This is a genomic window from Priestia sp. JV24 (assembly GCF_025910025.1).
Taxonomy (GTDB): domain Bacteria; phylum Bacillota; class Bacilli; order Bacillales; family Bacillaceae_H; genus Priestia; species Priestia megaterium.
Window position 1 is genome coordinate 167,798 of record NZ_JAPCIN010000015.1, and the last position, 20,988, is coordinate 188,785.

General features: G+C 38.1%; 27 protein-coding genes. 20 read left to right on the plus strand and 7 right to left on the minus strand.

The annotated features are described in order from the left end of the window. The 8 genes from cbiB (at position 1) to rarD (ending at position 5,944) form a co-directional block, all read left to right on the plus strand. Positions 1 to 987 carry an adenosylcobinamide-phosphate synthase CbiB gene (cbiB, locus tag OK414_RS10170; RefSeq protein WP_016763833.1) on the plus strand — a complete coding sequence of 329 codons (987 nt, stop codon included), beginning with the start codon at positions 1 to 3 and terminating at the stop codon, positions 985 to 987. Continuing rightward, the gene (gene cobD, locus OK414_RS10175; protein WP_034652729.1) at positions 962 to 2,041 is read left to right on the plus strand and encodes a threonine-phosphate decarboxylase CobD; all 1,080 of its coding nucleotides are present in this window, start codon (positions 962 to 964) and stop codon (positions 2,039 to 2,041) included. Before cbiB ends, cobD begins: the two co-directional genes overlap by 26 nt. After that, positions 2,038 to 2,598 (plus strand): bifunctional adenosylcobinamide kinase/adenosylcobinamide-phosphate guanylyltransferase, encoded by a 561-nt coding sequence (locus tag OK414_RS10180; protein WP_047932795.1) that lies wholly within the window; start codon positions 2,038 to 2,040, stop codon positions 2,596 to 2,598. Before cobD ends, OK414_RS10180 begins: the two co-directional genes overlap by 4 nt. Then, positions 2,595 to 3,368, plus strand: coding sequence for an adenosylcobinamide-GDP ribazoletransferase (cobS, locus tag OK414_RS10185; protein ID WP_016763836.1), 774 nt, complete (start codon positions 2,595 to 2,597; stop codon positions 3,366 to 3,368). The genes OK414_RS10180 and cobS overlap by 4 nt, the downstream gene beginning before the upstream one ends. Further along, a complete protein-coding gene (locus OK414_RS10190) occupies positions 3,326 to 3,940 on the plus strand; it encodes a histidine phosphatase family protein (RefSeq protein ID WP_016763837.1) in 615 nt (204 codons plus the stop codon). Before cobS ends, OK414_RS10190 begins: the two co-directional genes overlap by 43 nt. Further along, on the plus strand, positions 3,892 to 4,317 hold the full coding sequence (locus OK414_RS10195; protein WP_263045570.1) for a bifunctional adenosylcobinamide kinase/adenosylcobinamide-phosphate guanylyltransferase: 426 nt from the start codon (positions 3,892 to 3,894) through the stop codon (positions 4,315 to 4,317). Before OK414_RS10190 ends, OK414_RS10195 begins: the two co-directional genes overlap by 49 nt. Further along, positions 4,314 to 4,883, plus strand: a complete 570-nt coding sequence (locus OK414_RS10200; protein ID WP_263045571.1) for a cob(I)yrinic acid a,c-diamide adenosyltransferase — start codon at positions 4,314 to 4,316, stop codon at positions 4,881 to 4,883. The genes OK414_RS10195 and OK414_RS10200 overlap by 4 nt, the downstream gene beginning before the upstream one ends. A 134-nt stretch (positions 4,884 to 5,017) precedes the next feature. Further along, complete coding sequence (gene rarD, locus OK414_RS10205) at positions 5,018 to 5,944, plus strand: EamA family transporter RarD (RefSeq protein WP_013056706.1); 927 nt, start codon at positions 5,018 to 5,020, stop codon at positions 5,942 to 5,944. Between the two features lie 91 nt (positions 5,945 to 6,035). On the opposite strand, the gene OK414_RS10210 is transcribed toward rarD, so the two are convergent. Next, complete coding sequence (locus OK414_RS10210) at positions 6,036 to 6,362, minus strand: MerR family transcriptional regulator (RefSeq protein ID WP_013082852.1); 327 nt, start codon at positions 6,360 to 6,362, stop codon at positions 6,036 to 6,038. A gap of 297 nt (positions 6,363 to 6,659) precedes the next feature. On the opposite strand from OK414_RS10210, the gene OK414_RS10215 reads away from it, so the two are divergent. Further along, positions 6,660 to 6,818 carry a hypothetical protein gene (locus OK414_RS10215; protein ID WP_013056708.1) on the plus strand — a complete coding sequence of 53 codons (159 nt, stop codon included), beginning with the start codon at positions 6,660 to 6,662 and terminating at the stop codon, positions 6,816 to 6,818. Between the two features lie 32 nt (positions 6,819 to 6,850). Here the strand turns inward: OK414_RS10215 and OK414_RS10220 are convergent, their stop codons facing one another. Further along, the gene (locus tag OK414_RS10220) at positions 6,851 to 7,771 is read right to left on the minus strand and encodes a CobW family GTP-binding protein (protein ID WP_263045572.1); all 921 of its coding nucleotides are present in this window, start codon (positions 7,769 to 7,771) and stop codon (positions 6,851 to 6,853) included. A 253-nt stretch (positions 7,772 to 8,024) separates the two neighbouring features. Here OK414_RS10220 and panE point away from each other — a divergent pair, with 253 nt between their 5' ends. Together panE and OK414_RS10230 are read left to right on the plus strand one after the other, a co-directional pair. Beyond that, positions 8,025 to 8,954, plus strand: a complete 930-nt coding sequence (gene panE, locus OK414_RS10225; protein ID WP_034652712.1) for a 2-dehydropantoate 2-reductase — start codon at positions 8,025 to 8,027, stop codon at positions 8,952 to 8,954. Further along, complete coding sequence (locus OK414_RS10230) at positions 8,954 to 9,754, plus strand: GIY-YIG nuclease family protein (protein WP_016763841.1); 801 nt, start codon at positions 8,954 to 8,956, stop codon at positions 9,752 to 9,754. Before panE ends, OK414_RS10230 begins: the two co-directional genes overlap by 1 nt. A 50-nt stretch (positions 9,755 to 9,804) precedes the next feature. Here the strand turns inward: OK414_RS10230 and OK414_RS10235 are convergent, their stop codons facing one another. Continuing rightward, positions 9,805 to 10,116, minus strand: a complete 312-nt coding sequence (locus OK414_RS10235; protein ID WP_016763842.1) for a hypothetical protein — start codon at positions 10,114 to 10,116, stop codon at positions 9,805 to 9,807. Between the two features lie 243 nt (positions 10,117 to 10,359). Between OK414_RS10235 and OK414_RS10240 the strand changes: the two genes are divergently transcribed. Genes OK414_RS10240 through proC form a run of 4 tightly spaced genes read left to right on the plus strand, consistent with a single transcriptional unit; the run spans position 10,360 to position 13,134 of the window. Next, positions 10,360 to 11,247, plus strand: coding sequence for a 5'-3' exonuclease (locus OK414_RS10240; protein WP_263045573.1), 888 nt, complete (start codon positions 10,360 to 10,362; stop codon positions 11,245 to 11,247). Between the two features lie 46 nt (positions 11,248 to 11,293). Further along, positions 11,294 to 11,641, plus strand: coding sequence for a YojF family protein (locus tag OK414_RS10245; RefSeq protein ID WP_013056714.1), 348 nt, complete (start codon positions 11,294 to 11,296; stop codon positions 11,639 to 11,641). Between the two features lie 23 nt (positions 11,642 to 11,664). Then, positions 11,665 to 12,327, plus strand: a complete 663-nt coding sequence (gene bshB2, locus OK414_RS10250; RefSeq protein WP_013056715.1) for a bacillithiol biosynthesis deacetylase BshB2 — start codon at positions 11,665 to 11,667, stop codon at positions 12,325 to 12,327. Between the two features lie 3 nt (positions 12,328 to 12,330). Further along, positions 12,331 to 13,134, plus strand: a complete 804-nt coding sequence (gene proC, locus OK414_RS10255; protein WP_034652707.1) for a pyrroline-5-carboxylate reductase — start codon at positions 12,331 to 12,333, stop codon at positions 13,132 to 13,134. Positions 13,135 to 13,293: 159 nt separating this feature from the next. Here proC and OK414_RS10260 read toward each other — a convergent pair whose 3' ends face one another. Beyond that, complete coding sequence (locus OK414_RS10260; protein ID WP_013082859.1) at positions 13,294 to 13,692, minus strand: thiol-disulfide oxidoreductase DCC family protein; 399 nt, start codon at positions 13,690 to 13,692, stop codon at positions 13,294 to 13,296. Between the two features lie 149 nt (positions 13,693 to 13,841). Here OK414_RS10260 and OK414_RS10265 point away from each other — a divergent pair, with 149 nt between their 5' ends. Both OK414_RS10265 and OK414_RS10270 read left to right on the plus strand, forming a co-directional pair. After that, positions 13,842 to 14,408 (plus strand): RNA polymerase sigma factor, encoded by a 567-nt coding sequence (locus OK414_RS10265; protein ID WP_016763845.1) that lies wholly within the window; start codon positions 13,842 to 13,844, stop codon positions 14,406 to 14,408. Next, positions 14,405 to 15,166, plus strand: coding sequence for an anti-sigma factor (locus OK414_RS10270; RefSeq protein ID WP_016763846.1), 762 nt, complete (start codon positions 14,405 to 14,407; stop codon positions 15,164 to 15,166). The genes OK414_RS10265 and OK414_RS10270 overlap by 4 nt, the downstream gene beginning before the upstream one ends. A gap of 42 nt (positions 15,167 to 15,208) precedes the next feature. Here OK414_RS10270 and OK414_RS10275 read toward each other — a convergent pair whose 3' ends face one another. Next, complete coding sequence (locus OK414_RS10275; RefSeq protein ID WP_013082862.1) at positions 15,209 to 15,643, minus strand: Hsp20/alpha crystallin family protein; 435 nt, start codon at positions 15,641 to 15,643, stop codon at positions 15,209 to 15,211. A gap of 229 nt (positions 15,644 to 15,872) precedes the next feature. Here OK414_RS10275 and OK414_RS10280 point away from each other — a divergent pair, with 229 nt between their 5' ends. Next, positions 15,873 to 16,253, plus strand: coding sequence for a helix-turn-helix transcriptional regulator (locus OK414_RS10280; protein ID WP_013056721.1), 381 nt, complete (start codon positions 15,873 to 15,875; stop codon positions 16,251 to 16,253). 374 nt (positions 16,254 to 16,627) lie between these two features. Further along, on the plus strand, positions 16,628 to 16,906 hold the full coding sequence (locus OK414_RS10285; protein WP_025752053.1) for an AbrB/MazE/SpoVT family DNA-binding domain-containing protein: 279 nt from the start codon (positions 16,628 to 16,630) through the stop codon (positions 16,904 to 16,906). Between the two features lie 86 nt (positions 16,907 to 16,992). Here the strand turns inward: OK414_RS10285 and OK414_RS10290 are convergent, their stop codons facing one another. Continuing rightward, positions 16,993 to 18,366: an MATE family efflux transporter gene (locus OK414_RS10290; RefSeq protein WP_263045574.1), complete on the minus strand. Its 1,374-nt coding sequence runs from the start codon at positions 18,364 to 18,366 to the stop codon at positions 16,993 to 16,995. A 220-nt stretch (positions 18,367 to 18,586) separates the two neighbouring features. On the opposite strand from OK414_RS10290, the gene OK414_RS10295 reads away from it, so the two are divergent. After that, on the plus strand, positions 18,587 to 19,339 hold the full coding sequence (locus OK414_RS10295; protein ID WP_013082864.1) for an SDR family NAD(P)-dependent oxidoreductase: 753 nt from the start codon (positions 18,587 to 18,589) through the stop codon (positions 19,337 to 19,339). A 31-nt stretch (positions 19,340 to 19,370) separates the two neighbouring features. Here OK414_RS10295 and OK414_RS10300 read toward each other — a convergent pair whose 3' ends face one another. Further along, positions 19,371 to 20,882 carry a phytoene desaturase family protein gene (locus OK414_RS10300; protein ID WP_095379564.1) on the minus strand — a complete coding sequence of 504 codons (1,512 nt, stop codon included), beginning with the start codon at positions 20,880 to 20,882 and terminating at the stop codon, positions 19,371 to 19,373. Positions 20,883 to 20,988: the final 106 nt, after the last annotated feature.

The following is a 20,988-nucleotide window of genomic DNA, read 5'->3' on the forward strand; positions in this document are numbered from 1 at the left end:
ATGAGTATTACACAAGCGATAATTGCACACATGACGGCCATGACGATTGCTTTACTAATTGACCGAATTATAGGCGATCCCGAAAATTGGCCGCATCCCGTTCGCTGGTTTGGCAAATGGATTTATTGGATAGATTCTAGATTAAATAAAGGTGCAGGAAGACGATTTAAAGGATTGCTTCTTGTGATAAGTATGGCTGTGCTCGCAGGAGTTGTTCCCTTTTTGTTCCTCCATGCTTTGTACGGAGTTCATTTTATAGCAGGTGTTTTAGTAGAGGGCGTAATGATTGCGACTACTATATCCACTCGTTCTTTAAGCGAAGCTGCCTATAAGGTACAAAAGCCGCTTCAGCTAGGAGATATGGAGAAAGCTAGATATGAAGTAAGTATGATTGTGGGACGAGATACAGATCGTTTGTCAGAAGGAGAAATTGCCAGAGCGACGGTAGAGACCGTGGCTGAAAATACAAGTGATGGTATTACAGCTCCGCTTTTTTATGCATTTATAGGAGGAGGAGCCCTAGCCTTTTTTTACCGAGCTATTAACACATGTGATTCGATGGTTGGGTACAAAAATGACCGCTACTTTCTGTTCGGCTACTTTAGTGCAAAAACCGATGACGTATTAAACTATATTCCAAGTCGGTTAACTGCAGTGGTGATGACGGCTGTTAATGTAGCAAAAAGCCAGTATTCTCTTGGGCATGTAACGAGTTTGATTAAGCGTGATGCTAAGAAGCATCCCAGCCCAAATAGCGGATACGGGGAAAGCGCAGTGGCTGCTCTGTTAGGTATTCAACTCGGCGGGCTTAATACATATAAAGGCATAGAATCTAATCGTGCAAAAATGGGTGAACCACTCATTCCTCTGCAAGCCGGTCATATTGAACAAGCTGTTTTCATTATGAAAAGGACGGTCTATGCTACGTGGTTATTATATCTTTTGTTAGGAGGAGTTATTAGTGCTATTACCTACACATGGAGCTAATCCTAATGTCTTTTTAAAAGCAATAGGGGCTGAGAATTTGTCGCATATAAAAGACTTTAGCGTGAATACAAATCCTTTAGGGGCTCCCCTTGTGCTTCACGAAAAGTGGAACGAATTCAAGGGTGCAGCGTTTAGTTATCCTGACCCTCAAGTAACGGAGCTGAAAAATAAACTTGCAGCTCATCATCATGTTTCAGCTGCTCAAGTGCTGCCTACAAATGGCGCCGCTGAAGCGTTTTTCCTTATTGCTTCGTTATTTTCAGGAGAGAAAGCAGGGATTGTACAGCCGACTTTCGTTGAATATGAACAGGCAAGTAAAGCTTATGGATGTGAAGTGACATACGTTCCTTTAGCTGAAGAAAATGGCTGGAGCTGGGATATAGAGTTGATTATGAGTATTCTTCCGGACATAAAAGTACTGTGGATTTGTCATCCAAATAATCCAACGGGCGTTATGTATAGTCATGAGGAATGGATGAAAGTAGTAAAAGCTGCTGCTCATCATGGTACATACTTAATGATTGATGAGGCATTTATTGATTTTGTCGAACATCAGCCTTCATTTGATTCTCTTATTCTGGATTATGAGCATATCATTGTTGTGCGTTCCATGACAAAGATGTTTAATATTGCCGGGGTTCGTCTTGGCTATATTTTGGCAAATGAAAAAATCATTAGCAAGATGGCTAAAAAGCAGCCTCCTTGGAGTGTAAATGGATTGTCGCAGCAAATAGGCATGATATGTGTGGATGAAAAAGATTTTGTAAAAGAAACCGTACATTATATTAAACAAGAACGGGAACGGACCTTGAGTGAACTAAAGGAATGGGGGCTTTTGGTTTCTCCTTCTCAAACAAACTATTATCTTTGCAGCGTTCCGTCTTCTATTAAAACGCGCGAATGGCTTGTCTATTTAGCAAGCCATGGCGTGGTAGCTCGTCATACTGAAAACTTTCCATTTTTAAATGGACGCTATATCCGTTTGGCTGTGAAAACGAAAGAAGAAAATGACTATTTACTTAACGTAATCAAACAAGGACTTGATGAAATATGATCATCTTTATTAGCGGAGGCGTTCGAAGCGGAAAATCAAGTGCAGCGGAGAACATGGTTCAAACTTTTTGTACAAAGCGCGCTGTTTATATTGCCACAAGCAGGCAAACAGATAAGGAAATGCAAAAACGCATCCAGCTTCATCAAAAAGAACGCCAAGCAGCGAACACGCCTTGGGTAACGATCGAGCAGTCTGTAGATTTACAACAAATTCTGCCAAATCTTCAAAGTGATGATGCTATACTTTTGGATTGTGTCACGAACTGGCTTGCCAATGAGCTTTTTTTAACAGAAAAAAGGTGGCAAACAAAAGAAGGGAAACAAGCGGTTTTTCGTCATATGACAGAAACGCTCGATAAGCTGTTTGCGCAGTCTCAGACGGTTGTGCTAGTATCTAATGAACTGTTTGAAGCGGGCGTATTAGAAGAGCCCACATATAGCTATATGAAGATATTAGGGAAATTACATCAGTATATTGTAGAAAAAGCAGATGTGGCTATTTGTGTAGAAGCGGGAATCTATCGTTTTAAAAAAGGAAAGGAATGTGTAGATATATGAAAGAATGGATAGCCATACTACGGATTTCTCTCCAGTTTTTTACGATCTTACCACTAGCTAAAACTGTTCAATGGACTGAAAAAAGAACGGCACGCTCACTTTTTGTACTGCCTTGGATTGGTATGTTACTAGGCTTGATGTTTTATAGCTTTTTACAGCTGCTTCAATCTTCACCTATCACTACGATTGTTGATAGTATTTTAGTTTTGCTTTTACCGCTTGTTTTAACGGGTGGCCTTCATTTAGACGGCTGGATGGACGTAAGCGATGCGTATTTTTCTCATCAGTCAAAGGAAAAAAAACTGCAGATTTTAAGTGATCCGCACGTTGGGTCTTTTGCTATTCTTTCTCTTATGGTTCTGCTGCTGCTGCGTTTTAGTGCGATCTATGAATTAGTGTCTCTTTCTTCCTTATCAATTTGGGCATGCTTAATTGTCTTTACCCTTCCAAGAATTGGAGCAGCCTTTTCGTTGATGAGAGATAAGCCCGCTAAAGATACGGGTCTGGCTGCTTATTTTCAACAAGGAGTCACCAAACGGTCTATTTACGGATTTATCATCATGAGCCTATTCTTAGTTGCTATTTTCGTTATTTTTATGGACAATAAATTCATTATTCTTTTCTTTGCCGGTTTTTTATGGCTCTGGATACGATTTTATCGTTCGCAGTTTGGTGGCGTAACAGGAGATGTTATAGGGGCAACCATTGAAGGAGGAGAAACATTTTTATGGATAATTCTTTGGTTATCACATGTATTCGTCACGGCATGACGCTTGAAAATCAACAGAAAAAATATATAGGGTGGAGTGATCCGCCTTTAAGTATAGAAGGGAAAAATGAATTGAAAGAGCTTTTTCTAGAACCTCAGCTCGTTATTTCCAGTGACTTAAAAAGGGCGCTAGAAACAAGTGCAGTTGTTTTTCCAAAATCTCAGGTGGTTAAAAATAAAAATTGGCGTGAGCTGCATTTTGGAGATTGGGAAGAGAAGACGTATGAAGATTTAAAAAACATACGGGCGTATAGAAATTGGATTGATCACTGGACAGAACATACGCCTCCGAATGGTGAAAGCTTCTCAAACTTTTCAAACCGAGTTTGGGCAGCGTGGGAAGAAGCGGTCGATTTGGCGGCCAGTCAGCAATTGCGTCACATTGCTATTGTGTCGCATGGCGGCCCACTGCGTTTACTTGCATCCCATTTTAAACAGACAGCGTCGCTTTGGGATGTTTCTTTTTCTTATGGAGAAGGTTTTTCAGTAGCGTGTACATACAAACAGGCAAAGGAGAGAAGAGCATGCATTTCGTATTCGGCGGTGCATTTACCGGCAAAAGAAAATGGGTGAAGCAGCATTATGCCAGTGAGTCGGTAAAATGGCATTATTTGTATGAAGACCCTGTTTTACCACTGCTTGAGTTCGAAGAAAGTTACATAGTGCTAGAAGGATTTGAGCACTATGTTAAGGAATTAATACATAGCGAGTTGGAGTCTCCGCACCTTGTTGTTAAAAAGTTAATACAGAAGTGGAGAGACAGCGGTGTATGGGAAAAGTTAATAGTGATTGGAACTGAAGTCGGCAAAGGGATTGTTCCTTTAGATCCAACAGAGCGGCAGTGGAGAGATGAATGCGGGTATGCGTATCAGCATTTAGCGGCACATGCCCGGAAAGTAGATCACATTTGGTACGGAATTGCTAATCGATTGAAGGAGGAAATACAATGAACATTTACACAAAAACAGGGGACAAAGGGCAGACAAGCTTAATTGGAGGACGAGTAAATAAAGATGATATTCGAGTGGAAGCATACGGTACGATTGATGAGCTAAATGGCTTTGTAGGTCAAGCGATTTATCAGCTGGATGAAACAACATTAAAAGATGTAAAAGAAGAGCTAATTACGATTCAACATGAGCTATTTGACTGTGGAAGTGATTTAGCATTTGCAAAAGATGATCATCCGTACAAAGTAACAAACGACATGATATCAGTACTTGAAAAGCGCATTGATGTCTATATGTCAGAAGCGCCGACCATTGAGCGTTTTATTTTACCTGGAGGCACACCTGCAGCGACAACGCTTCACATTTGCCGGACGATTACACGCCGCGCAGAACGGCTTGTTGTTGGCGTGCAGCGTGAGTATAAAATTAATGCGGCGGTGCTTCAGTATTTAAATCGTTTATCCGATTACTTCTTTGCTGCGGCTCGAATCGCTAACGCGCGAGAAAATGTACAAGATGTAGAGTATATTCGCAGTGCCAAAGTATTCAAACAGCCTAAAAAATAAGGTATAAAAAACGGTCGAGCTAAAAGCGATCGTTTTTTTATGAGCTATTTCGATAGGCGAAATAAAACTATAAAAAAGAGGTAAATGCATCTATAATGATAAGAGACAGAGAGATAAAGAAAAGAGGTTGAGAAATGAATCAAGATTCTAAGCGAGCAGGTATTGTTTATACAGCCAGCGCTTACGTTATGTGGGGGCTTTTTCCGCTTTACTGGAAGCTTCTTGGCGAGGTGAATGCGAATGAAATACTCGCTCACCGTGTCATATGGTCATTTGTTTTTATGCTTTTACTTTTGCTTGTGACAAAGCAAATGAGTGCTTTAAAGAAGACGCTTGGTTTATTATTTCGTAATACGAAACAAGCGGTCATTTTATTTGTGGCTTCAGTGCTGATCAGCATCAACTGGTTCGTTTACATTTGGGCGGTTAACCATAATCATATTATTGAAACAAGTTTAGGTTACTACATCAACCCGCTCGTTAGTATTTTACTTGGTATAGTCGTTTTAAAAGAGAAGCTTAATTTTTGGCAGGGTGCTTCTGTTGGATTAGCTGCTATAGGTGTTATCGTTATGACAGTTACATACGGGCATATCCCATGGGTATCATTAAGCTTAGCGTTTAGCTTTGGTTTGTACGGACTTGTAAAAAAGACTATTCAATTAGAAGCAAAAGTAGGATTAACGATTGAAACGATGATGGTTGCACCTATTGCGGTTATTTATTTTATTTTTCTTTTAGTGAAAGGATCTTCAAGTTTTTCTCTTCAGTCGCTTGATCTGAGTGCTCTTTTAATTGGAGGCGGTGTTGCTACAGCTATGCCACTACTATATTTCGCTAAGGGGGCCCCTCTTATTCCGCTATCGATGGTCGGTTTTTTACAGTACATTGCTCCTACCATGACGCTTTTATTAGGGGTATTCGTGTATCATGAACCGTTTTCTAGCGTAGAGATGATTGCCTTTTTGTTCATTTGGGGCGGATCGGTTATGTTCATTTTATCTAAAACGAAGTTCATGAGTTCTCATCAGCCGAAATTCTTTAAAGGGCGCTCAGCTTAACGGACAAAAAAGCGGATATCTTTAGATATGCGCTTTTTTGTTTGCCGTAAAGAAATAAAAACGGAGACGGGAAAGTCACCGTATGTATACTTTATAGCTTCCGCTTGAAATGAGCGTTCAACTGCCCTTGAAGCATTTGGTTTTTTACTTCTTTCATTTTTCTCGCTTCATCTTTTTTGGCCAATTCTGTGCGTATTTCACTCGTTTGAACTCCTTCTTCTATGCGATCGGCAATATCCATTAATCGTTCGACGTCTGAAAACGAATATTTCCGGATACCCGTATTGGTTCGGTCCGGAAAGAGCAGGCTTCTTTTCTCGTAGTAGCGAATTTGTCTTTCTGATAAACCGGTTAATTCTTTTACAATCCCAATAGACATGACTTTTTTATCTCGATATGACGCTTCATTCGTAGACAATCTCCCTCACCCCTGAGTACGTAGTAGTATGTTATTATTATAAAGGAAAAAAATACAAAAAATTATAACATGTAATATATTCTAACATATATATGTTATATTATTGAATTATTATGTGAGAAAAAATGACATAAATAATGAAATAGGGAAAAGAGTCCTATAAACTAATGATTAACTCGATCCCAAGTGGTTAACCATACAGGATAAAGCCTTGTGGTTAATCACTTGCTTTCAAAATGATGAATAGAAAATAAATGTGAGAATATACATAAATTCTAAAAGGAAAGGGCGTTTTAAATGGCTGTGCAACAATTGAAAAAAGAAGAGATTATTGAGCTGGCAAAAGAAATTATTGAACTTGATTTGAAAAGAGATGAAAAATTTGAAGAGTTGACAGAGTTAGCCGGAAATCGTGCATATGAAATTTTGCGCAGAGTACAAAATGCCTGTTTATAAGTAATAAAAAAATCCCGCTCTAGGCGGGATTTTTAATTGGACTGCTGTTCAAGATTAAATAATTCTTGTTTCATCTTAGTGTGGTCGAGGTTTTCCCCTATAAAGACAAGAGTGGTGGGCAGCTTCATTATTTCTTTCATATATAGAGGCATGCCGTATGAATATTGAAACGAATACGTATCATCCGAATGAGTAAAGCGCATATAGCCTTTAATACGATAGATGGTATCTGGCATTTGGCGCAGCCAATTTTCAAATAATTCAAGATCCACGTTTTTTGTAAACTCATATACAAATGTTTTCAAATGAAGATGATCTTCAACATGAGCCTTATGGTGCGGCTGTTTTTGAGACAGCTGAGCTCTTTGAATCAGGTCAAGCTTCACGCGGGAAAATGTCGTTAATAATGTTATTGCACGAGCGTTAATTGATTGAACCTCAAAAAGCAGGGAAGACTTTTCTGCCTCAGACAGCATGTCCGTTTTATTTAATAAAATTACATCCCCATGTTTTACTTGTTCTTGAAGAAGTTTTTGAAGTTGAATGCTTAAGGACCCACGTTCTTTCCACCTTGTTGCATCGAGTGTGGTGATAATACTTTTAATCGTGACTTGATGCGCAAAAAGAGGAGACATACAGGCATCCAACACTTCAATGGGATGTGCAACTCCGGTTGTCTCTATATAGATAGCATCCAATGTGTTCTCCTGTAGAAGTGAATGAAGCTGAGTTTCAAATTGACCTTGAATAGTACAGCACACGCAGCCGTTTAGCAATTCTTTTAACGGCGTGTCTTTTTCTACTTCATTTGAGTCAATCGAAACTTGGCCAAGCTCATTCATCACAACAGCAATGTTGCGATTACGATCTTTTTCTTGCTGAAGCAGCTGTTTAAGCAACGTTGTTTTTCCGCTGCCTAAAAATCCAGATAAAATGTAGATTTCTGTTTTCATTTCAGTCTCTCCTATGTAAATAACATTGTTTAAATCGAAACTTTTCCGATTGCGGATTGGTAAATAGTATATCCAAGAGGGGATAAATGTTTAAGCGTAAATTTTTATGCTTTTTTTGTATTCATTATAACAACTTTAAAAGCACTATGGCTATCTTTTGTAAAAAACTCAAAATACAATGAAATAAGAATATTATAAAATTTCAAACTAGCTGTGCTACAATAAAAGAAAAAGAAAAAGGGGAGCAAAAGTTATGCGAATATTAGTTTTAGGCGCAGGCGGCGTTGGAGGTTACTTTGGAGGCAGGCTCGTGGAAAAAGGAGAGGATGTGACTTTTCTTGTCAGAGATCGCAGAAAAAAAGAGCTGGAACAAAATGGACTTGTTATCAAGAGTATACACGGTGACTTCACTTCACCTGTACAAGCTATTACAAAATCTGAGGTGAAAGAGCCTTATGATGTTATTTTGTTCACAACTAAGGCTTATCATCTTAAACAAGCAATTGAGGATGTGCGTCCTTTTGTAGGGAATCAGACAGTTGTCGTACCTTTGTTAAATGGTATGGCTCACGTGGGTCCTTTACAAGAAGCATTTGGGGAAGAAAAAGTCATTGGAGGACTGTGCTTTATTGAAACAACTTTAAACAAAGATGGAGAGGTCGTCCAGACGAGTCCTGCTCACAGACTTGTATTCGGTGAATTTAAGCAGAAGGAAACAGAAAGATTACAACTGATTGAGCAAGCGTTCAGTGGTACAAAAGCTTCGTTTGTAAAAAGTTCATATATTGAACAGGATATGTGGCATAAGTATTTATTTATTACGGTTATGTCAGGCATGACCACTCTTATGCGCGCACCTGTTGGCCCAGTGCTAGCGGCAAAAGGAGGGCGTCAATTCGTACAAGAGCTTTTTAAAGAAGTTGAAAATATTATGATGGCATACGATGCACCATTAGCTGAAGGGATTATTGAACAGCATATGAATACGATGGACAAAATGACGTATGACATGAAGTCATCGATGCAGCGTGATATGGAAAAAAGTTTTCAAATTGAAGGAGACCACCTTCAAGGATATTTGCTGACATTAGCTGAAAAATCGTCTATACACGTACCGCTTCTTCAAACTGTGTATACGCATCTAAAAGTGTATGAAGAAATGTTAAAAGGTTATCAAAAATAATGACAGCGAAAATTGATTTAGCAGTCATGCAGGTACTGCAGAAGCTGCTAAGTACAGCAGAAATAGGACAAATTCCTTCCGCTCCCGGCATTTATTTTTTCTTTGATAAACCGGGCAGGCTTTTGTATATCGGAGCAACGACGGGCTCTCTATTAGAAAGAGTAAGAGCTCACGTTGCAGGAAAAGGCGTTAGCAACACAAAAAAATTCCACAAAGAAATTTGTGCTGTTGGATATATTGAAGTGCATGGATTAAAAAAAGAATTAGATATGCTGAGAACGATGCTTGTAAATGGTTATTTTCCAAAATACAATAAACAAGATGTAAAAAGAGAAAATGAATACGACATTTACACCGTTCACGGCAGGGTCCTCGGAGATACAGGAGTTGATAAGAAAAAAGTCTCCAAGCGAAAAACGGTGCTAAAGCCAACGTTAAAAGAGATAGAGATTCGTCAAGAAAACAGTGATATTACATATGCACGAGTCGCAAATATGAATGCTGAAGATCGAGTGAAAAAGTTGTGGTCTTGTCAAGAAGCAGGAGCGCAGCTACATCTTCCCGAGTCGAAAGTGTTAGCAATAAGTGACCGGCTCTTAAAAGAGCAGTATACATTTCAGCGGGATATGAAAAAGAATATGATGTTTACGATGCGGGATTTAGTTGTTATTCAAGTGTTGTTAAATTTAAATCCGACCCATGATTTGAAAAAACGAGAAATAAAGGAAGCCATCAGTTTAGTGCGTAAATTTGGCATAGAAGAAGCTCTTCGCATCTCTGAAAAATTACTCAAAACGTAATAAAATCCATGATCATTGTGATCATGGATTTTATCATTTATCATTCACACTTAAGCTAATTCGTCAATAACTTTTGGTAGAGCCATAATGGAAATAACGCAAAGTGAACTGACAACTTGATGCATTTCAAAAATGGCAATGATGAATAACATCAGTGATATATATAATTGAAGGCCTTTTAATCCCCACGGCTTGCGATCGAAAAAAAAGTCGCTAAGTACAAATACAAAGAAAATGAGCGAACTGAACAAAATAATCATGGATGTAGACATGGAACGATCATAAGCAATGATAAATAACAAAGCGAGAAGCGACACAACAGATATAACTTTTAATGTTTTAATCATCGTGTTTTTATTCACTTTTTTCACCTTCATTTGTAGGATTGATCTTTCATCCTCATTTTATAGGATAGTCAAAAGTTCTAAAAGCCAAACGAATAAATCATAACAACAATTTAACATCTTTATACTACATTTACATTGAGAGAAAAAAATGGGCGTGTTTTGAGCTTTGTGCGCTTCATTGACGCGTGCAAAGAACAAGTGCTATAGTATGTTTGCTCTAAAAGCTAAAGGAGCAAAGTTTTCAAAGGACGTGACTATGTGAACGAAACACTATTAGTAATTGATGGATTTAATTTATTAAGCCGCTGTTATTTTGCTACTTCTTATGGCAGAGATGAAGCAGCGTTGACAAGAAATAGTAAGGGCCAATTTACGAATGCCCTCAGAGTAACGATTCAAAAAATGAATGCATTGATTCACCAATATGAGCCAAGCCATATTTTCGTCGCTTGGGATGTTAAGCGTGAGGATACAAAACGTAAAGATACATACGCCCTATATAAGCAAACAAGAGCAGAGCTGCCTGAGCCGCTGATTCAGCAGTATGAAACGTTAAAACAATTTTTTGACACAGTAGGCATTTATCAAATGTCATTGTCTTCTTATGAAGCAGATGATTTAATTGGAGCACTTGTAAGCAAGTGGAGTAAGGAAAAGCAAAGTCCAGGGTACATCTATAGCAATGACCGAGACTTGCTTCAGCTCCTAGATCAACATATTTCGCAAATTATTGCTAAAAAGCAGGTTGGCGATCTTGTTTATGGCTTCAAGCACTTTCAAGAAGAATATAATATTCATCCTCGTCAATGGGTGGACGTAAAAGCATTGCTTGGTGACAAATCGGACAATATTCCGGGTGTTCCTGGTGTAGGAGAAAAAGCCGCACTGCCTCTTATTCAACAATATGGCTCTATCCATGAAATTTATGCACAAATTGAACAATTAGATCCAGCTTTTAATCGTTACAAAAAAAAGCTGACCGAAGGAAAAGAACTAGGTATGCTTAGTCGTGAACTTGCTGAGATTATTATAGACATTCAAGAAATCAGTATGTTAAATTGGGAAGAATTAACATTTATGTATGATTATGAACGATGGAATAAAGAAATTCAAAGTCTAGAACTAAACATTAGGATTCGCTCATGATTTTTAGTACAATACAATTTATGAACATGAGAAAGGAGTAACAAGCGTGCAACCAATTCATAAAGAAACAGTCCAAAAAAAAATACAAACATTTTTAAATAAAGACGTATATGTACACCTTGAAACGACAAACGGTGCATATGCTTCACACGTAAATGAAAAAGTAATGACAGTTGGGGCTTTTATTCGCAATGGTAAAGTCACTATTTCAAACGGAAAGATAACTGGAGAAGGTCCTTATCGTGTAGGTCTTCAAATTGATTTAGGATGGATTTATGCAGAGGGATTAACAGATTGGGAAATTGATGAAGAAGGCCGACTTCTTCTAGCTGGGCATGACTTTGAAGGTCGTTTAGCAGTTGCCCTTCAATTAAGTGAACATCCGTTTTCATAAGAGAAAAGAGAGGAGAATAGAATATGGAAGAAAGATTATTAATTGTATTTCCGCATCCTGACGATGAAGCATATGGAGCAGCAGGAATGATCACGCAAGCTAGACAAAAAGGAACGCCCGTTACATATGCCTGTGTTACGCTAGGTGAAATGGGACGAAATATGGGTAGACCGCTGTTTGCTAACCGTGAAACTTTACCTCAAATCCGAAAAAAAGAACTTTTAGATTTAGCGAACGTTTTAGATATTCAAGACTTGCGTATGCTAGGGCTTCGTGATAAAACGCTGGAATTTCTTGATATTGATGTTTTTGCAGATAAAATTGAAGAAATCATTAACGATGTAAAGCCGACTCACATTTTAACACATTACCCTGGCTTTGCGGTACACCCTGATCATAATGCTACGGGTGCAGCTACAATTCAAGCGGTAAAACGTATGCCAAAAGAAAAGCGTCCGGTTGTTTGGTGTCATGCGTTTTCGAAAGATCGTATTGAACATATTGGAGAACCAGATGTTATTTTTGATGTAACAGCGATGAAAGATAAAAAAATTGAAGCGTTAAAAGCCCATCGTTCTCAAACAGAAGGAATGATGAACGCAATTGACTTCGATCGCTTATCTGACTATCCGCAAATGGAACGTTTATTAACTAGAGAAGAATTCTGGACATATAACTGGGAGTAACAGATGAAAAAACAGCGAATTTTATTTATTGGAGCAGGACGAATGGCTGAAGCTGTAGCGGCTGGTTTGGTTACGAGCAGCGCTGACAGTATTGAGGCAGTGGTGATGTCAAACAACGGAGATATTGAGCGGTTACAGCGTGTTGAAACAACGTACGGCGTACACACGACGCAAAATTGGTGCCAAGAAGTTGACAATTCGGATGTTATTATTTTAGCGATGCCTCCCGAGGCCCATCCTTCCGTGCTCAAGGAACTTTCGACTCATTTAAATCAACAATTTGTCGTAACGTTAGCGGCAGGGATTGGTCCGAGTTACTTAGAAAGTCATCTTCCGCAGGATACGCCTGTCGCTTGGATTATGCCAAATACAGCTGCTATGATTAGACAATCGATGTCACTATATACACTTGGAACTTCTGCCACAAAAGAGCATAAAGAAGTGCTTCAAATGATTTTAAAAGGAATTGGTAAAGCGCATGAGTGTTCAGAGAAAGAAGTACATGAGCTAACGGCTGTAACTGGCAGTGCACCGGCGTTTTTATATTATTTTGCAGAATCGTTAATTGATGCAACTACTGCTTACGGTGTGGACGAAAAAACAGCCAAAGATTTAGTTATTCAAATGATGTATGGCTCTGTACAAATGCTGCATGAAACCAAAGATCCTGCGTCTTTAAGAGAGCAAGTAACAACTCCAGGCGGCGCTACTGCCGAAGGGTTAAAAGTGATGAAAGAACAAGACTTTTCCCTAATAATAAAGCAGGCAATTGAAGCAACGAATAAAAAAGCAATGGGTGGAAGCTAAAAAAGCTCGTACAACCATATGTTAGCTGAAAAATCCGAACTATAGTTCAGCATTCTTTCATTGGAATGTTGAATCAGTTCGGATTTTTTAATGAATAGACTTCCTTAACACACATATATTCCTCTTTGGAACTGTTTTTTCTCTATGCCCCAAACTTTTTTAGTCATCAACAAACCGCTTTTTCATATCAGAAGTTGGGAGCATGCAGTGCTGCTGTTTGCCAAACCACTTATATCGGTTACGAGCGATCCAGTTGTATACTATATCTCGAATAGGTGCAGGAATGATAATGAAAGCATATAAAAATTTAACGGGTCCATCTAAGCGCTTGGCGATTTTTAAAGCAGCCGTTGACTTTACATATCTTTGGTTTCCATGAATATATACAATGCTGTCTAATTGCTCAGGAAGTAAGCCGTGAGAGGCTAGCTGCTGCTTTCCGAAATCTGATTGAAGAGAAGCGAAAGAAAACAAAGCTTGTTCATCATGTTTAATAATATATTGAACACTGCTATTACATAAATTACATATACCATCAAAAAGAATTAAATGTTTCATCGGACGATTTCGCTCCTATTCCATACAAAAAGTATAATTACTTGTCATTTTTGAAAAATAAAGGTACGTTTAAAAGATATGAAAGTGATCCAAATTCAAAGGTAATTCGATTATATAATAAGGACTCATAAGAGTTAAAGGAGAAGGGTATGAAAGAGCAAAACGACGTTGTCTTATACAATAGAATAAAAGAACGAGACAAAAAAGCCCTTGAACTGCTGTATGACAAGTATGAGCGAATTCTTTATTCGTTTATATACCGGTTAACAAATAGCTCTGATATTGCTGAAGAAGCTGTTCAAGAAGTGTTTATTAAGCTGTGGAGAGGAAAGGGAGTTTACAGCGATGAAAAAGGGAAGTTTTCATCATGGCTGTTTACGATTACAAGAAACACCGCGATTGATATTGTAAGAAAAAGAAAAAACGATCCTATTTTCTCAGAAGAAATTTTTGATTTTATTGAAGATGATTATCCTCAGATTGACGAGCAGCTTCAGTGGAAAGAAGAACAGCAGAGAGTACGGCACGCTGTATCAAAATTGTCTGAAGACCAAAAAAAGATTATTCAATCCGTTTATTTTAAGGGATTAACGCAGCAAAAAGTAGCAGAAGAGCAGCAAATCCCATTAGGAACAGTAAAGGGTAGGGTGCGATTAGCGTTGCGGAAATTAAAAACATATTTAGGTACTGATGCAGAAGGGAGAGCTGATTCATGAGTATGTGCAATAAACTAATTGATTACTATAATGATCAGTTGACTTCCCATGAGAAAAAAGAGTTTGAAATGCACTTAAAAAACTGTCAAAGCTGTCAAGAAGAACTAAGAGAGCTAGAGGAAGTTCTTGGAGATCTAACGTATTTGACACCAGAACAATCTCCTCCGCCAGAAATGAAACAGCGAATACTTGCGAATGTATTCGAAGAAGAACAAGGCGAGACAAAGAGGGAACCAATCGCTTTAAAAAATGAAAAACAACATGCTGCGTCTAAGAAATCAAATAAAAAGTCCATCATTATTGGATTAGCTGCGGCACTTCTTTTATCTCTTGCAGGAAACAGCTACTTTCTGTTGAAAGATGGAGACAAAGGCAAACAAGAGCCAAATGTTTCGGTTGCTCCTCAAAACGAACCTCTTACATCTGAAAAAACAATGAAGCTGCAGGCAGAGCCGAACGTTTCTGGCGAAGCAACAGCATCTCTTACGAAAAAGGGTGGAAATCTAAATGTGGTTATTCAAGCGAATAACTTGAAAAACGTAAAGGGGAATGAAGTCTATCAGGTGTGGCTCATAAAAGGTGATAAGCCTCATCCGGCAGGTGCTTTTGTAACAGATAAAAATGGAAACGGGACAGTGGTCTATACGATGAGCCAAAAAGAACAGACTGAAAAGTGGGATGTTATGGCAATTACTTTAGAACCGAACGCGAATAATAAGACGCCAAAAGGAAACATTGTGTTAAGTTCAGCGCTCTAACAAAAACCCTTCTGCTAACAGAAGGGTTTTTGTTACGTGCAGTTAATCATCTTCAAATTGTATAGCAATGGTTTGATCATTTTCTATCTTATTCAGTCGAATTTCCAATAATCCATTTTTGTACTTAGCGCGAACTGGTTCGTCTGTGTAGTGAAAAGGAAGTTTGACCGTGCGAGAAAATACGCCTGTATGGCGCTCGTTGAGCTTTAACTTTTGTTTAGATGCTTCATAAGCATAAGGAACGTTTCCTTCAACTGTTAATATATTTGCGTCCAACTTGATTTGAATGTCGTTAGTTGAATGCAGTCCAGGAACCTCAACGACAATAATGCCTTCTTTATCAGTTTCATATAAGTCGACGTTTGGAAATCGCTTGGGCAAGATGTGATTTAAATCGCTCCAAAAGTGATTTCCAAGCATATCTTCTACCTTATGCTGAATCGAACCCCAATCAATCTCTTCATATTTTTTACTCAAAGGAAACCCTCCTTATATTCACGTAAATTCCTTCTATATATATGAAAAAAAGAAAATTCAATGCCTGCTTACAAAAAATGAGAAAAACACGTAAATAAGTGAAAAAATGTGAGAAAAAAAAGAGATTTTGAGTGAAAAAGAAGGATTATGTAGAATAAAAAAAGTATAATTACGTATAGAGCTTTCTATTATCCTGAATGAAAGCAAGTATGTGAAGGAGGAAGTTGAGATGAGAGAAAAGCGTACATCCAGTGGTTTTCTATTAAAACAACGTGCTTTCTTAAAATTATATATGATTACAATGACGGAGCAAGAGCGTCTGTATGGCCTTCGGTTATTAGATGTGTTGAGAGATGAATTTCGCCCTTTTGGGTTCAAACCTAATCATTCTGAGGTATACAAAGCTCTTCATGACTTGATTGAAGACGGTGTCCTCAAACAGGTGAAGCGTAAAAAAGAAGGAATGAAGCTTCAAGAAGTGGTTTATTATACATTTACAAATGAGGGAGAAGAGAAAGCTAAATTATATAAAAAACAATTAAAAGTAGAGCTGGAGCGGTGTGAAGCTATGATTCAAAAAGCTATTCGTGACAACTTCGGGTCCAAATGAACGTGTCTTTAGTTAGAAAAGACACGTTTTTTCTATAGCTGATTTTGTCGTCTTATGTCGGAATAAAAGTTATAAAATGGGTACAAAGTAGTGTAAAAGATGGATATATAGTTATATTATGGATAAAATACACACTTTTAACATATATGGATGAATTCGATTTTAAAGATTATGCACTATTCATAAATAGTGTACGAATTGATATGATACAAAGTGTATATAAATCTATTTAATACGTTATTTGCCATATTTTAAGAACTTATAAACCGTTATCAGACCATCATTCAAGCATTTTGGTTTTAGCAACTCTGACGAATTTGACTAGATTTGTATCGAGAAGATATTATTTGTTTACTATGAAAGGAATGGATTTTATGAAGTCTACAGGAATTGTAAGAAAAGTAGATGAATTGGGTCGCGTAGTAATTCCTATTGAATTGCGCCGCATTTTAAATATCAACACAGGTGATCCAGTAGAAATATATGTTGATGAAGATATTATTATTTTACAAAAGTATAGCCCGTATGGTGCTTGCTTAGTAACTGGGGAAATTACGCGTGAAAACTTAACCTTTGGGAATGGAAACGTTGTGTTAAGTAAAAAAGGTGCGGAACAGCTTTTACAAGAGTTAGAGCGTACCTTAAATAAATAAGAAGTTTTAGGCCTTAGTATAAGGAAGAGTATCAATCCATTTTTAAACTAAAAAAGAACGTTCTTTTGAGAACGTTCTTTTTTTGATTAAGCCGTTCGAGAAGATTTATTCTCCTCTAGCAGCTGCTTTTTTTGTATTTTTATCAAACGATACGCAAGTCCTGTTGCTCCTGCAGCAAGCCCCGCAATTAGTCCAATCCAATAGCCCAACGCCTGCAAATCGGTGTATTTTGCTAAAACAATGCCTAAAGGTAGACCAATTACCCAATAAGATACCAAGGACATTAAAAAGGTAACATTTACATCCTTATATCCTCGTAGAGCGCCTTGAATAGGAGCTTGAAGAGCATCAGAAAGCTGAAAGAAAATTGCATAAATCAAAAAATGAGAAGTTAATGCGAGTACCTCTGCATCTTTTGTATACAAAGAAGCTACTGATTCTCGCAGAGTAAATAAAAGACCTGCGCAAACAAAAGCCATGCCAACAGCGATAGTTACACCGATCCTGCTATAGCTTCGTGCATCTTGATGCCGCTTAGCACCTGCTTCAAATCCCACAACAATCGTTAAAGCCATAGAAATACTCAGCGGAATCATATAGAGAAATGAGGCAAAATTAATAGCTGCTTGGTGAGAAGCGATCGTAATGGTATTATATGAGCTCATAAACAGCGTGACGGCTGAAAAAATACTTGTTTCGAAAAAGACCGAAAAACCGATAGGTAAACCAATTTTTAATATTTCTTTCCAAGTAGGAAAAGAGATACGATGAAATCTTTTAAATAAATCGAAGTTAGAAAAAGGTTCTTTTTTATGAATAATTACAATGGATACAATGAGTATGCACCAATACGTAACGGCAGTTGCATAACCAGAGCCTACTCCACCCAAGTGGGGGAAGCCCAGCTTACCGAAGATTAATACATAGTTTAAAGCTACATTAACCGGAAGCCCTAAAATGGTGATAAGCATAGACGTACGAGTTTGCCCTAAAGCATCAATAAAGTTTCGTAAAACCGTATAAATAAAAAGCGGAATAATACCAAAAGATAAAGCAATTAAATACTGTTTGGCAATGCGCATTACGTTTGCTTCTAAATTCATCCCTTTTAAAATAGGATCAACAACAAAAAAGCCGATTAAAATAATAACAACGGCCATTAAAATGGAGACATAAAGCCCTTGAATGACGGAGAACGGAACTTTTTTCTTTTGATTAGCTCCGACAAGCTGTGCAACAATTGGCGTAATAGACATTAAAATTCCGCTTAGCCCTGTAAAAACAGGTACCCATAAGCTTGAACCAATTGCTACCCCTGCCAAGTCATCTGCACTTACCCTTCCTGACATCATCGTATCAAAAAAAGTCATTGAAAACATTCCAAACTGGGTGACCAATATCGGAAATAAAATAAAAACGAACTGCTTAACTTTTTGAGACGTTGAAAACGTTTGTTGCATTAAAAAACCCCCAATTTGAAAACATTTACACCAAAAAGCATTATATCACGCCGTGGCTTGTTTTTGCTAAGGCTTCTGACAATAAATTCAAAGAATGTATCCATAAAACGCGGTGATTTAAAAGGAGTAAAAAGGTAAAACAGTATATGATTTTAATTTTGACATGCAGTGAGCTATGATAGAAAGTATAGTAATTATCATTTAACGTGGAGGGATACGTGTGGATTTACAGTTGCAAAGTAAAAATGTACTTATTACCGGCGGGTCAAAAGGAATTGGGAAGGCTATTGCTGCTTTGTTTATTCAAGAAGGAGCAAACGTTGGAATTGCGGCAAGAGGAGAGGAAGCGTTACAGGATGCACAGTCAGAATTAGAAAACGTGCGTACATATACAGCAGACCTAACAAACGAATCAGACAGAGTTGCATTAATTGAGAAGTTCATTAACGATTTCGGAAGCATTGATATTTTAATTAATAACGCTGGAGGAAGTAATGGAAGCACCGCCATGGAAACAGATTTATCCCTTTTCAAAGAAGCAATGGAGCTTAACTACTTTTCAGCTGTCCACTTGAGCAAGCTAGCAGCGACGCGTATGACAAAAGATGCGGCAATCGTTAATGTTACGTCTATTTTCGGAAGAGAAAGTGGAGGGAAAGTCACGTACAATAACGCAAAATCAGCACTTATCAGCTTTACAAAGTCGTTTGCAGATGAAATGATTTCTAAAGGAATTCGTGTAAATGGAGTAGCGCCGGGAAGCATTTTGCATGAAACGGGTAATTGGAAAAAAAGAATGGATGAAAATCCGGAAAAGATTAAACAATTTGTTGAAAACGAAATACCAGCAGGGCGCTTTGGAGAGCCGGAAGAAGTGGCAAACGCCGTTGCCTTTTTAGCATCTTCTAAAGCTTCATGGATAGTTGGTGCGACGTTAAACGTGGACGGTGGACAGTCAAAAATGAACTTTTAACAAAAGTGCAGGAATTTCCTGCACTTTTTCATTATCCAATATCTTTTTGCATACGAGGAATCTGAAAATCTTCATTAATTGCGTCCGCTGTAAGCTGACCAGATAATGTCACCATTGGCACGCCGCCTCCAGGGTGTGTAGAGCCGCCTACAAAATAAAGGTTAGAAAGAAGCTGACTTCTTGCCGGAATTTTAAAACCTCCATTTTTCTTACGGTCAGTTGCTATGCCATAAATGGACCCGCCGTTAGAACCGTAAAGCTCCTGGATATCGTTAGGAGTAAACGTATATTCAAACTCAATGCTTGAACGTAAGTCTTCTAATCCCATTGCCTCAAGCTTTTTCAATACGACATCACGGTAGCGGTCTTTTAATGCAGCCCAGTCGTCTCCTTCTTTTAAAGGAGGTACATGAGTAAGAACGAACAGGTTTTCTTTTCCTTCAGGAGCTTGCGTAGGGTCTGATTTAGACGATACGCCAATGTAAATTGTCGGATCCATGGCTACTTGACCTTTGTTAAAGATTGTATCAAACTCTTCTTTCTGATCCTTTGAGAAGAAGAAATTATGATGTTGAAGCTGCTTGTACTGTTTGTTAACCCCTAATAAAAGAACAAGGCCAGAAACAGTAGGTTCAAATTTTGCAAGCTGCTGAGTTTGCTTAGCTGCTTGCGCATGATTTTTTAATAAATAGCGGTAAGTTGGAATTGCTTCTAGATTAGATAGCACAATATCTGCTGATAGATTCTCGCCATTTTCTAGTGCAATTCCAGTTGCCTTTGCTCCGCTTGTTGTGATTTCTTTTACCGGCGTATTTAGATGTACAGTGACGCCGAGTTCTTGAAGGAGCTTATCCATCGCTTCAGCAATTTTGTACATTCCGCCTTTTACGTAATAAATACCTAATCCTAGCTGAACATGAGCAAGCTGTGTTAATACAGCTGGTGCATGATAAGGAGAAGAACCGATGTACATAATTAAAAAATTAAACAATTGACGCAAATGTTTGTTTGAAAAATATTTGCGTGTAGTAGCATCCATAGATCTCATTGGATCCATTTGAAGCAGTTCTTTTACCGTGTGCATCGTTCGTAAATCGTGAAGTCCAGATAAACTTTTTTTATAAAAACTTTTTAAGTTCGATTCATACATTTTATTTGCATAAGATAAATAGTCAAAAAAACCTTCAATGTCTTCTGGAGCAAGTTCTTGAAGCTGCTGAAGCATGCGAGGAAGGTCACTGGTCAAATCAATTTGTGTTCCATCTTGGAAAAAAGTTCTCCACTGAGGCTCAATTCGTTCTATTGTTAAGTAGTCGTGGATATTGCGGCCTGCACTGTCAAACAGCTGCTCTAGCACCCACGGCATTGTTAAAATAGAAGGTCCCGTATCGAAAGAAAATCCTTTGCCGCTGCGAATATTTAACTTACCGCCAATTCGCTTGCTTTTTTCAACGACTGTTACATCATATCCATCAGCTGACAGACGAATAGCAGCTGACAGACCACCTAAACCTGCGCCTACAACAATTACTTTCTTTTCCATATTTTTCCTCCTTATAAAACAAAAGCGAGTTGTCAACAATGTGTATAAAATGACTTCACGCAAAATAAAAATAGGTCTACAACTTTTTATTTTGTCCAGTTCGCTA